Here is a 12,703-nt window from a genome sequence, read left to right on the forward strand (position 1 = left end):
ACTCACACCATTATGCCTTTCTTCTGCGGATCCATACAACCAATCCCGCAACAATTGAAAAGACTGGGATGATGATTATAAACAATGCATTCCAAATGCTGCTTCCTGTTACAGTATTGTAAGTAACTGAAAGGCTCTTTGCCGGAATTGATACGTTCTGAACATCATCGAAGTAAGATGATACGATGTTAATGAACTCATTTAAGTTTTCAATTCCAGTGAAGTTCCCAATCAAACTGGAATCAATCATGGTGGATGCTGAGATAACAGTCAGCTTAGAATCTGCTGATGGTGTCTCAAGCCAGCCATCTGTGTTTCCAACTGAAATGTCAGTCAGAACATCCTCAAGAGTGCTTTCCTCGGTAGATTCTGCCTCAGATGCTGCTTCAGACGTAACTTCCTCTGATGCATTTTCAGCTACACTTTCAGTTGAAGCTTCCTCTGAAACGCTCTCAGCGGATGTCTTTTCAGTTTCTTTTGTATCACTGCCAGATTCTAACTCGCTCTCGCTTTCTGTATCTGCTGGTACTGTCTTCTGTGATGATGCTGCCAGAATAAACTGTGTTGCCTCATTGCTGTTTCCTTCACGAAATGCATTGTTACTTGTAGTTAAAAGTGTTGTCAGTGTTACATCTTCTGGTGTATTTTCTGATGCTGTCATACCTGCTACTGCACCGACTAAGATGCTGCTTGTTGTTTCTACATTTGTGTCATTGCTTGTGATCATTGGGAAGAAATAGAACGCACTCTGTGCTCTCTGGTAATAGCGATCACGATCTCCAATATAGGAGTTTACCATAGTCATACCATAATCTTCCATCAGCTCATCGAAGTTTGTAAGCTCCTTATCGGTGACACCACGAAGCAAAAGAACATTTCCGCCCTGATACAGATAGTTATGAAGCTCTGTATATTCATCAGTTCCAAGATCACTTGTAGGATTGTTGATAATCAAAAGATCACAATCATCCGGCACAGATGCTGTCTCAAGAAGATTTAAATCTGATGTTGTCATGCTGTTTTTAGTAAGCAGCTCGCCAAGCTCTTGACTTATTGCTGACTCACCATGGCCTCTTAACATGTAAATCTTTTTATCGTTATCGGAGGTAACAGCTGCAACAGCACTTGTCAGCTGACCCTCTGCATCAAATTCTGATTCGCTGCTGTAGCCATAATAATTTTGCTGACTTACAATTATATCGCTAAAGGAAATTACCTGATTCTTTCCAGTTTCCTCGCATGATACAACAACAGAGTTTGCTGAAATTCCATACTTTGTAAGAATTTCAGGGTGAAGAACAGGGTCTATATAGCTAACCTTTAACTTAGATGAGAGATCGCCATAGATAGAGATAAACTTTTCAATACGAGAGTCTATATTTCCCGTCTCTGCCACTACCTCAACAGTAACATCCTTGTCTAAGTCCTTTAATAATTCTTTGGAAGTATCTGAAACACTGAAAATTCCAGTTTCGCTTAAATCCCAATTTAATAACTTTGATGGAAGCTGTCCTATAATCAAATTTACCACTACAATAATTGCCAGCACAATTGCCGTCACTGCAAGGCTGAAGCTTCCGTTTTTCAGCTGCACTACAGATGAAATATTTTTACCTGACGGCTTTTTTTCTTTCTTTTTTTTGATATCCATTCCTGCCTGCTTTCCTCTCATTCTGCCGCTTTTTCGGCTTTTTTCTTACACCAATCTAGCGCTTATCTTAGCTCCATCTTCTCTTCTGGATTACCTGTGTGGTAAGGAAGATGCATGCCGCACAAATCGAGATCAGCTCCACAACACCCTTTACATCAAACACATAATCAGAAACAAAGCTTGTCATTACCTTTGCAAATGCTATGTTTTCGATCATTCCTGGAACAAGTCCCTCAAAAAGAGCTGGCTTTACAACGTAAAGAATAATTAAAACTGCTGCTCCACCGATCAAAAGACCAAACGTAGCTGCATTGCTCTTTGTCATTACATAGACAATGACGCAAAGAAGAACTAAAAGAATCAGACAGCCTATTAAAGAGGCAATTGCTGTATTTGGCACATATTGGGAAAGACCATTTGACAAATTGATCAAAAGCAGTGTAATGATCGTTCCAACTGCCGCGATGATGACACTCTCTGTCATTGCTGAGATCAGCATTCCAATGGCAACATAAGCGCAGCCGATCAGAAAATATACAAGAATAGTTGAATAGTCAACAAGAAAATATGCTGTTCCAGTGCTCTTAATGATCAATGGACACAGGCAAAAGATCACACATGGAATCGCAACAACTGCTGCCATTGAAAAGAACTTTCCTAAAACAATCTGTGTCACAGATACCGGTGATGTCAAAAGAAGCTGATCTGTCTTTGAATGACGCTCCTCTGAAAAGCTTCTCATTGTCAAAAGCGGAACAGTCAGTACAAATACGATGGCAGAGGCACTTAATGTGTAGGCAAAGTAAGGATAGCCATAGCTCATGTTATACACCATAAAGTAAATACCTGTCACGAGCACAAGTGCGGCCACAAATACAGGTCCAATCATGGATGTGAAATAAGATTTAAATTCTCTGTTAAATATTGCTTTCATTGTCATCCTCCTTATTGGCCTGCTTTGTCTGCTCTGCTTCCTTTACGGCCTCCTCTGCCGATTTTTTAATCTCATCCATCTCTTCTTCATGAGCCTTATTGTCGGCAGTCAGCTCCATAAAGACATCCTCAAGTGTTGCCTTTGAATATTTCATCTCATAAATAGGCCAATTTTTTTCTGCGCAGATACCAAATACAGCCTCGCGCACATCAGCGCCATCTGTACGTATCTCAAATGAGGTCAAATTCAGATGCTTATCATCCTCATTCTGCTTTGTGGCTTCCAAAACTGCTACAACATGATGAAGCTGTGCAAAGCTGTTCTTTGCCTGCTCCTTTGGCGCCCTTATGCTGATTTCAAGCATAGCATCACTATCCATGTAGTGCATCAGATTTTCTGTTGTATCACTTGCAACTAGTCTTCCGTGAGAGATAATTAAAATCTCATCGCATACGGCACTAATCTCGGAAAGGATATGTGAGCTTAAAATAACGGTATGCTCTTTTGCAAGCTCCTTAATAAGTGAACGAATCTCAATAATCTGAATTGGGTCAAGACCTACAGTCGGCTCATCAAGGATTATGATTTCCGGCATGCCAAGCACAGCCTGTGCAAAACCGACTCTCTGACGGTAGCCCTTTGAAAGATTTTTGATAAGTCTTTTTGCTACATCGACAAGTCCAGTCATCTTCATAGCATTCAAAATGCTCTCCTGACGCTTTTTCGCCGGAATATTTTTTAACTGTGCCGCAAATTCAAGATATTCCCATACTGTCATATCTGTATACAGCGGCGGAAGCTCCGGCAGATAGCCTATACAGCGCTTCGCCTCTGCTGGTTCCTTCACGATATCGTGACCATTAATTAAAATCGTTCCCTCTGTAGGGCCGATATATCCGGTCATCATATTCATGGTCGTTGATTTTCCAGCTCCGTTTGGACCAAGAAAGCCATAAATCTTTCCTGGCTCCAGACGAAAGCTTAAATGATCGACAGCCACATGGTTTCCATATTTTTTTACCAGACCTGTTACTTCAATCAAAGTCTTGTCCTCCTGCATCTCATTTTTGCAAACAGCCTTATTGCTGTTTTGCTATCGTTTGTAATGTTAGGCGTCAAATGTGACGACTCTTTGATAAATTTGTGTCCATTGTTTGTCCTCTTGTGAAGAATTATTGAAATTAGGTATTGACTTATTTCTAATTGAGTATTATATTAGACTTTAATATGGTAAAGCACCATAGTGAATCACTGCATCTCACCGGTCTTTGACCGCCCGATAATATCTAATGCAGTGATAAGGAGGTTTCTTTATGGGAAGAGTTTATAATTTTTCTGCTGGTCCAGCTGTGCTGCCAGAGGAGGTACTGCAGGAGGCTGCAGATGAAATGCTTGACTATCAGGGAAGTGGCATGTCTGTCATGGAGATGAGCCATCGTTCTAAGGTTTACGATGCGATCATTAAAGAGGCTGAGGCTGATCTTCGTGAACTGATGAATATTCCGGACAATTATAAGGTTTTATTTTTACAGGGTGGTGCATCCCAGCAGTTTGCTATGATCCCAATGAACCTGATGAAAAATAAGAAAGCTGATTATATTGTAACCGGTCAGTGGGCAAAGAAGGCTGCTAAAGAAGCTGAGCTCTACGGCGAGGTTAACGTTGTCGCTTCTAGTGCTGACAAAACATTTTCTTATATTCCAGACTGTTCTGATCTTCCAATCGATGACGATGCCGACTATGTTTATATCTGTGAAAACAACACTATCTATGGCACCAAATTCCACACACTTCCAAATACAAAGGGAAAAACACTTGTAGCTGATATCTCTTCCTGCTTCTTATCTGAGCCGGTTGATGTTACTAAATATGGTATGCTTTACGGCGGTGTTCAGAAAAATGTCGGTCCTGCCGGTGTTGTAATTGCAATCATCCGTGAAGACCTTATTACTGATGATGTTCTTCCAGGAACACCTACCATGCTTCGCTACAAGATCCATGCAGATGCTGATTCTCTTTACAATACACCTCCATGCTATGGTATTTATATCTGCGGCAAGGTCTTCAAGTGGCTTAAGAAAATGGGCGGTCTTGAGGAAATGCAAAGAAGAAATGTAGAAAAGGCAAAGATCCTCTATGACTATCTTGATTCTAGTAAGCTGTTTCACGGTACAGTTGAGCCGTCCTCTCGTTCTTTAATGAATGTTCCATTTGTAACTGGCGACAAGGAGCTTGATGCCAAATTTGTAAAGGAAGCTGAGGCTGCCGGTTTTGTTAACTTAAAGGGTCATCGCACTGTAGGCGGTATGCGTGCAAGTATCTATAATGCAATGCCAAAGGAAGGTGTAGAGGCACTTGTTGCATTTATGAAAAAGTTTGAGGAGGAGAATTTGAAATGAAAAGTGTTTATTGCTTAAATCCAATTTCTAATGCCGGAATGAGCCGTTTTGATGATACATACTGCATCGCTGATTCGATTGAAAATGCTGATGCTGTGCTTCTTCGCAGTGCTTCTATGCATGAAATGACACTTCCTGATTCTCTTCTTGCAATTGGACGTGCCGGTGCCGGTGTAAATAATATTCCGCTTGATTCCTGCGCAAAAAAAGGTATTGTTGTTTTTAATACACCAGGTGCAAATGCAAATGGTGTAAAGGAACTCGTTATTGCAGGACTCATGCTTGCTTCACGTGATATTGCAGGCGGCTGTCACTGGGTACGTGAAAATAAGGATGACCCAAATATTGCAAAGACAGCTGAGAAGGCAAAGAAGGCTTTTGCTGGAAATGAAATTAAGGGAAAGAAGCTTGGCGTAATCGGACTTGGTGCAATCGGTGTTCTTGTTGCAAATGCTGCAAGTGAGCTTGGAATGGAGGTTTTTGGCTGCGATCCTTATTTAAGCATCCAGAATGCAGTTCGTCTCTCTCACCACATTACAATCGTAAAGGATAATGATGAAATCTATAATCAGTGTGATTACATCACCATCCATGTTCCTGCACTTGACTCTACAAAGGGTATGTTGAATAAGCGTGCTTTTGATCAAATGAAGGATGGTGTCAAGATCTTAAATTTTGCAAGAGATATTCTTGTAAATGATGCTGACATGGCTGATGCTCTTGCAAGCGGCAAGGTTTCTCGCTATGTTACAGACTTCCCGAATCCAGCTGTTGTAAATATGCCTGGTGCTCTTGTACTTCCTCATCTTGGTGCTTCAACTGAAGAATCTGAGGAAAACTGTGCTGTTATGGCTGTCAACCAGATTATGGATTATCTTGAAAATGGAAATATTGAAAACTCTGTCAACTACCCATCCTGCAGCCTTGGCTATCGCAAAAAGGCAGCACGTATCTGTGTATGCCACTACAACAGACCAAATGTTATCAGTCAGCTGACTTCTCTTTTTGGTGAGGCTGGTGTTAACATCAGTGATATGGTTTCAAAAAGCCGCGGCGAATATGCATATGCAATGTTTGATGTAGAAGCGCCTGTAAATGATGAATTTGAGAAAAAGTTAGAGGCAATGGAAAATATTATTCGTATACGAATCTTATAATGCAAAAAGCAGCGTTCAATCAGGTCGCTGCTTTTTTATTTACAAAATTTCATCAATTTCAGCCTGTGTCATAGGCTTAATATGTGCCAGTGTATTTCTTGCATTTCTAAGCCTTGCAATCATTTTCCCATCTTCGAAAGCGACAACTAATCTCCCTAATGATACCAGATGAGACAAGACACCAATTTCCACATCCTCGGCATCAAAAAACATTTCGCCGTATGCACCAGTAATTGGAAGAAGTGCTTCAATTTCTTTTCTGTATCGCTCCACGATAATGCTTCGCTGCTTTTCTATAATAGGAAATACTACCTTGATCTGCGCTTCCCACATCCGTTCCGCAATCTGCTTTTCGCTTATGTCAGGCCAAAAGGCCGTTCCATCGCTTCTAAATGTTTCTTTTTTTATTGACGCAATTGTCTTTACAGGGTCCTCTAAAAATGTACGCCCTCTCTTGATACATGCGCAGGCAAGCTCTGCATCATCTGGCACAACAGATGAAACAGCCTCTGCCAGATACTGACGAAAGCCCTCTGTCTGCTTTTGCGTGGATGCCGCAAGCATCGCAAAAAGATATGTGTCATAATGTGCTATCTCTTTTTCATAAACAAGTCTTTTGATGCTTCCGCGTTCACGAATTGATACATCTTCTCTTGTTTCAATCAAAAATATACAGCCTTTTTTCCCTTTGCCAAGAGCCTTGCTGTAGCCTTCCAGAAAAGTGTACCACTTCTTCGCCTGCGCTGCATCTGCCTGCGTTACCCAGAGGATATAATGGTTCATTATTAACTCTTCGCTTTTTGCAAGAAACTGCGCATATCCTATTCCTGGCCTATACTGCGCCCTTTTCTCCTGACGGCAATATTGATAAAACAGATATTCCCCCGGATCTTTGCCGCTATCCATAATAATTTTCAGGGAACGGTCTGAGTTTTGCCTTTCAATTTTCGATATGACCAGATCGCTCATTGTCTCATACCACGGGACAAACTGCGGAAGCTGTAAAAACAGATGGCTGCCTGACTGAACGGCTTCCACAATCTGATCAATGAAATGTGATGTATTTGTTATATTTTCCCACCATAGTCTATCCATTGTTTCACCCCGTTATTGATTCTCCATGTATTCAAGCAAACGGCTGTCAATTTCATCTGATGTTCCCATCATCTGGAAGAAGCTGTATCGTGAGAACAGATACTTTTCGTTTACTGTATGACGCAAAATATTAAGCTCAAGAAGCTCCTGCATCAGTCCATTAATGACTTGTGTTTTCTGAACGGCAACCTGATTGATGCCTACGCCAATTGCCGCCTCTTTGATATCCTCTGCCGAAAAGCCCTCACTGTCAGCTGCTGAGTTTGCATTTTGGTGATACAGATACGCCATCAAAAGTGCAATGATATAGTACATGTTATCTTCATCAAGCTTAAGCGTGATCTCAAACTTTTCACGGATCTGATTCATAAAGGATGGATCTGAAAGCACCTTTTTAATATGCTTTTGTGTAACCTCATAGGCTGGTGTATTCCCTTCATCATATCCGGCATAATCATCCTTTTTCATTGCTTCAATTAAATTCGCACAATAAAGCTGAATCAATCCTGGAAAATAATTGGTGCTTGCTAAAATAAGTGATATAAGCGCCTGACGCTCCTTTGGAAAACGAAATCCCAGACAATAAAGCGGCTCCTCGAGAAGCTGTCTTGCATCCTTTGTGTGAAACGGTCTGATCGTAATCGAGCTCAAATGCGTAATCACACTATTATTAGACAATGCTGCATCGCGCTTAAAACGCACAATATTATGAAGACCTGCAATAACAAACTTAAAGCGGTCCATTCCAATATTTTGAATTTCTTTTAGAGCATCAAACGGTTTGAAATTTACTTCTGTACAGCTCTCGATAAATGTGTCTGCCTCATCTAACAAAAGTAACAGATAAGGAATACGTTCATCTTTATCGTCAAGCAGCCTTTTTTTGATTGCCCTTGCTAGTACATCCCAATCTGTCGTATCAATTTCTTCTTTTAGAACACCTGCATCATACAGCTCACAGCAAATCTTTTTAGCTGCTCGTTCATAATCCATGCCCTTGATTTCAATGTAAACTGCACGGTTATTATTTTCATCAAAATCAATATCCATTTTTGCCTTTTTTAAAAGTGCCGACTTTCCAAGCTGACGTCCGCCATAAACAATATTGACACCGGAAGGTGATTCGATTTTTTCAAGCTCTTCCTGTCTTCCGATAAATATCTCCGGAGGCATTACCTTTGAAGAATCCCACACATACGGCTGACAATATGAAAATGGCATCATAACAGACATCAATATCTGATTGATAAACTGCACACTGTAATTGTTTACTAAGAACATTAATAATACGCGGTCAATGACTGCAAAGACCTTATCACTAAAGCTCGCCTTTATTTTTTTTGCAAATAATCTTCTGTCTGGAAGTGACAGCGCATAATCAAGAAGAACTAGTGTATTTTTGCTGTTTCCGATATTTTTTAATTCTTCAATCAGACGGTCTGCATCATACTTTCCAAACAGGCAGGCAACGCGAAAGCCCTCTGTCTGTGCCTTCGATCCAAATGCCGCAATCGGATGCTTATAATTTGCTTTTCTTCCTACTACAGCAGGAATCGTAACCATATAGTTTTCAATTCTTCCAAGCTTTGCCTGCTCCTTTACCTGTGCGTCTAAAAAGCCAAGCGCCTCAAGAAGAGCTGTCAGCTTATACTGTCCCAAAGCCTGTCCGTTATTCATCCAGTTGTCAATAAGGCGCTTTGCCCACTTTTCGTCCTTGTTATGAATCCGCACAACTGCCAGATCACTAAGACTCTTGCTGCTGTTAGCAACTGCCTTATAATTATAGTCATACTCTTCAATAAACTTTGCCAGATAATCAGTGCCTCGAATTTCCCGCTCCTCATCTGTCTCTTCACTATTAATTTTTGACAAAAGATCCTCTGCCACTGTATAGTTTTGACATTCGATCATGCTTTTTATTGCGGCAATGCGCTTTTTACGGCACTCATCTAACGTGTCGTTATTCTCGATTCCTTCCACCTCGCGAAGAAGTGCCTCTCCGCGCACCTTTGCGTCCTCGTGAAGTTTTTTCTCGTACTCCTCCAGGATTCGTTTGAAGAAGCCATAATTTTTCGTCTCATCAGCATAAGCAAACCACTCATTTGCGATCTTCTGAATTTTTTCTTTCTTATTTTCCTTTGTCTCTTCAATCTGTCCATAGCTTTGCGCCAACTCCAGATTTTCAATAAAGTTATTAAGACGGATTTGAGCATCCTTTCCAGCCTGCTCCTTAGATGCCTGAATATTGTATTCTTCTGTTGCATTTCTATTTTTTTGCATATAATCTAAAATCTGTTCTGCTGCTCCGTAGTCGTCTCCATATTCCTTGAAAATATGCTCAAGCTTTTCCTCAAAACTTAACAGCTCAAGCTTAGAATGACGCAAAATACGAGCCGGAAGTGACAATTTCTCAAAATCAGCAAAATTTCCCCGCTTATCTGGGAAATATTCCTCGTCTAAAAGTACCTCGCTTCCTCTTAAAAAATCTATGTAAAAATATTTGTGAGACTCTTCCTTGTATCTGCCATCCAATCTTGCCAGAAGCTCTTTTATTGTCTGCGCTAGCACAGCTTTTCCTGCCTGCACATAAATATCTTCTGCTGTTTCCTTCTTTTGAACGATTTTTTCAGCAGCTTTTAATTCTGCCCTAAGATCACTTTTTATCTCACGGTAGCGCTTTTCACCTGCATCATTTTCAGAACGGCTGCGTCCAGATGCCAAATCAATCCACTCACATGTAATCCCAATGACCTTTTCCATAGCATTTGTCAGGTTATTTCTAAGGTCGCTCATAAGATTGCTAGTCTTAAATTTGGTTCCGCCATTCGTCTTTGATTTATCCCAACAGTCATTAATATAGTTTCCTAACTTTTCACGGTTAAGATTTGAATATTCGGCTGTACAGCCATCACTAATAAAATTAATAAGCAAATTTACACGAAACAGACTCGCATACTCGTATTCGCCATTCATGATTGCCTGAAGATATGATGCCATCTCACCATCCTCAGCAAAAACTAATTTCCATGTATCAACAAAGCGCTTTACGTTTTTATGGTTTTTAGGCTGACCTAACACGTATGTTTCATAATATCCCTTTGCACGCACTGCCAGATTTTCCAGTCGGTGTTCAATTTTCATCTGATCCCTTAGGCGATAATCGGCGTAGCAATCAATTCCCTTATGGAATTTTCCCTTAAACTGCACCATGCGATATGCTGCGCTCATCAGCTCAGGATAAGCCTGTGTCATAGGAATACTCTTCATGTTCTCATATAATGCCTTCATTTCATAATCATATTCAATATGGTTCATAAAGAAATTGCGAAGGCAGGTAGACAGCATAAGATAATTTGTCAATATATCCTCATTCTGCGGATACATTGCAAAGATTTTATGAGAATCATAGGAGCATCTCATTTTAGGATCATTGACTGCGTAAGCTAACTGCTCATACAGCATTTTATATTGTTCATTTGTATCCTTTACAGCATCGAGATAAGCTGTAGCACAGTAAATTTTTTCTTCCACAATCATCATGCAGGCATTTTGTTTTTCATCTTTTGAAGAGTCTGCTGACTGATCTGGTAATTGATCTTCAAATTGACTTTCTGACTGACATTCTAACTGATCTTCTGACTGGCTTTCTAGCTTACTTTTCAGCTCACCTTCTAACTGATCATCTGATTTATTCTCTGCTTTGTTTTCTACTTTACTCTCTGCCTTACTTTCTGCTTTGTTTTCTACTTTACTCTCTAATTTTACTGATTGATTTTCCTTCTTTTCTAACAGCTTCTTTGGAGAAAACGGATCATTTGACACATACTCAAAATATTCGTTTTTTAGCAAATCGTAGCATATTACACACTTTGGATCAAATGTCATTTCTTTTACTACATAATCGGCATTGCAAACTGCATAATCCCTGTTTAGTCCGGCAACAATAACGTAATCAGTGCCATAATTTACGCTCTCTCGAATATTTTCAAGAAGAATATCTTCATCCTTACTTCCCTTTAAGCTCCAGAAAATACCAATCATAATTATGGAAGATGTATCCTTTAATACAGCCACAAAACACTCATCAAAAACTGCTTCCTTCATTGAGGTATTTGGCTGAATAATCTCATAAAATGTATTCAGCAAACGCAAATAAGCAAGCCTTGCAAATGCTGCATTGACAGATTCCTCATCCACATCAAGATTCATTTCATTTTTTGCCTGATTATCATAAACAATACCTTTTATTTTTAAATAATTGCGTGCTTCTCTTGACTGCATTGCTTTCCATGCCTTTGCTGAAAGGGAATAAAAAGAATCCAATCCAGGAATTTTATAAATTCTGATATATCCTTTTTCAAATAAGTAGCGAAATGACATTTCAAGTGTGATCATGGATTTCTTCGTTGCGAGTGCCAGAAACTGAATGGAAAGCACACCAAACGTATCAAGACATGTTAAAACCAATCCATTTTCCGTTGCAAACTTTGCACGAATTTCGTTTAAAAAGCTCTTTGTTCCAACTTTTTTCTCTTCTTTTCCTTTTTCAATCTCAAGTGTATAGCAAGCCACATCCTCATCACGAATAAATGGAAGCTGCTTTGCTGCTGCAATCTCTGATAGAAGCTGCGCATCTTCAACTGCTTCGTTATCTTTCGCAGGCTTATCGTTACTTTCTTCCACTACAATGTCAGTCTGATCGCTTTCATTTGATGCTTCTTTAATCGTTCTTGCCACAAATGCCTTTCCAAGCAGCTGATTATCAAATACAGACGACAGTTCCAGAATATATGCTATAACTTTGGCGCTGTCTGTCTCATCAAGTGCCTGCATGAATGTACTGTAAGCATCTAATTTTTTCTCTATCTTTTCATCTGACGGTGCTTTTTCATATGCATCCAATAATTCCTTAAGATCATTCTTATATGACGAAATATGCTCGTTTGTATCTGGATCTAGCGACTGCAGGGACTTAAAACGCTTATACGCAAGCCTTCTCTCCTCTTTCTCAATCAGCTGCAGCTGTTCTGTTAAAACATGCTTTGCCTCTGACATAGAAGATTCCATAAGATTTTTTATCCCTGTCTCGCCACAAATATCTGTATAATTTTTTGTCTCTTCCCGCAATTCTTTTAATTTATTCTCAAGTTTTGACGCGATTTCATCTGAAAGTAATTTTTGCTGTTTAATTGACTTTGCTGCTTCGTCCATATCCTGCTGTACTTCTGTCATACAGCATAACAAACGCTCTGCACATGCCAGCAGATTTTTGATTTGATTTTTCTGTTCTTTTTGAGTCATTCGCACATCCTGCTACTCAAAATATGTGTAAATATACTCATATTGAGAATTGTAGTTCTCACGAACACTACTTACTGCTTCATCGTGTATGCTTTTGACGAACCGAAGTTTTGTCTACTCACAAGTTCTTGTACACTCCACAGTCGTTAATTCCCCAGATAGCCCT

At 39.9% G+C, this 12,703-nt stretch carries 7 protein-coding genes; 2 read left to right on the forward strand and 5 right to left on the reverse strand.

Annotated elements, in window-relative coordinates; all coding sequences use genetic code 11:
* Positions 1-10: 10 nt before the first annotated feature.
* The 3 genes from WJP93_RS10830 to WJP93_RS10840 form a co-directional block, all read right to left on the reverse strand.
* Entirely contained in the window at positions 11-1,651 is a 1,641-nt protein-coding gene (locus tag WJP93_RS10830; RefSeq protein ID WP_227100705.1) for a Gldg family protein, read from the reverse strand.
* 67 nt (positions 1,652-1,718) lie between these two features.
* On the reverse strand, positions 1,719-2,585 hold the full coding sequence (locus WJP93_RS10835) for an ABC transporter permease subunit (protein WP_227100704.1): 867 nt from the start codon (positions 2,583-2,585) through the stop codon (positions 1,719-1,721).
* Positions 2,569-3,627: an ABC transporter ATP-binding protein gene (locus WJP93_RS10840; RefSeq protein WP_262536166.1), complete on the reverse strand. Its 1,059-nt coding sequence runs from the start codon at positions 3,625-3,627 to the stop codon at positions 2,569-2,571. Before WJP93_RS10840 ends, WJP93_RS10835 begins: the two co-directional genes overlap by 17 nt.
* 271 nt (positions 3,628-3,898) lie before the next feature.
* Between WJP93_RS10840 and serC the strand changes: the two genes are divergently transcribed.
* Both serC and WJP93_RS10850 read left to right on the forward strand, forming a co-directional pair.
* Complete coding sequence (gene serC, locus WJP93_RS10845; protein WP_308731055.1) at positions 3,899-4,984, forward strand: 3-phosphoserine/phosphohydroxythreonine transaminase; 1,086 nt, start codon at positions 3,899-3,901, stop codon at positions 4,982-4,984.
* A complete protein-coding gene (locus tag WJP93_RS10850) occupies positions 4,981-6,141 on the forward strand; it encodes a phosphoglycerate dehydrogenase (RefSeq protein WP_262536163.1) in 1,161 nt (386 codons plus the stop codon). The genes serC and WJP93_RS10850 overlap by 4 nt, the downstream gene beginning before the upstream one ends.
* Positions 6,142-6,180: 39 nt before the next feature.
* Here the strand turns inward: WJP93_RS10850 and WJP93_RS10855 are convergent, their stop codons facing one another.
* Both WJP93_RS10855 and WJP93_RS10860 read right to left on the reverse strand, forming a co-directional pair.
* On the reverse strand, positions 6,181-7,236 hold the full coding sequence (locus WJP93_RS10855; protein ID WP_337548285.1) for a hypothetical protein: 1,056 nt from the start codon (positions 7,234-7,236) through the stop codon (positions 6,181-6,183).
* Between the two features lie 12 nt (positions 7,237-7,248).
* On the reverse strand, positions 7,249-12,537 hold the full coding sequence (locus WJP93_RS10860; RefSeq protein ID WP_337548287.1) for a hypothetical protein: 5,289 nt from the start codon (positions 12,535-12,537) through the stop codon (positions 7,249-7,251).
* Positions 12,538-12,703 lie beyond the last annotated feature (166 nt).

The organism is Anthropogastromicrobium sp., assembly GCF_037349415.1.
GTDB classification, from domain to species: domain Bacteria; phylum Bacillota; class Clostridia; order Lachnospirales; family Lachnospiraceae; genus Anthropogastromicrobium; species Anthropogastromicrobium aceti.

Coding starts and splice junctions, on each gene's coding strand:
- WJP93_RS10855 (WP_337548285.1), bottom strand. CDS start 7,236: ATGGATAGACTATGGTGGGAAAATATAACAAATACATCACATTTCATT.
- WJP93_RS10835 (WP_227100704.1), bottom strand. CDS start 2,585: ATGAAAGCAATATTTAACAGAGAATTTAAATCTTATTTCACATCCATG.
- serC (WP_308731055.1), top strand. CDS start 3,899: ATGGGAAGAGTTTATAATTTTTCTGCTGGTCCAGCTGTGCTGCCAGAG.
- WJP93_RS10860 (WP_337548287.1), bottom strand. CDS start 12,537: ATGACTCAAAAAGAACAGAAAAATCAAATCAAAAATCTGCTGGCATGT.
- WJP93_RS10830 (WP_227100705.1), bottom strand. CDS start 1,651: ATGGATATCAAAAAAAAGAAAGAAAAAAAGCCGTCAGGTAAAAATATT.
- WJP93_RS10850 (WP_262536163.1), top strand. CDS start 4,981: ATGAAAAGTGTTTATTGCTTAAATCCAATTTCTAATGCCGGAATGAGC.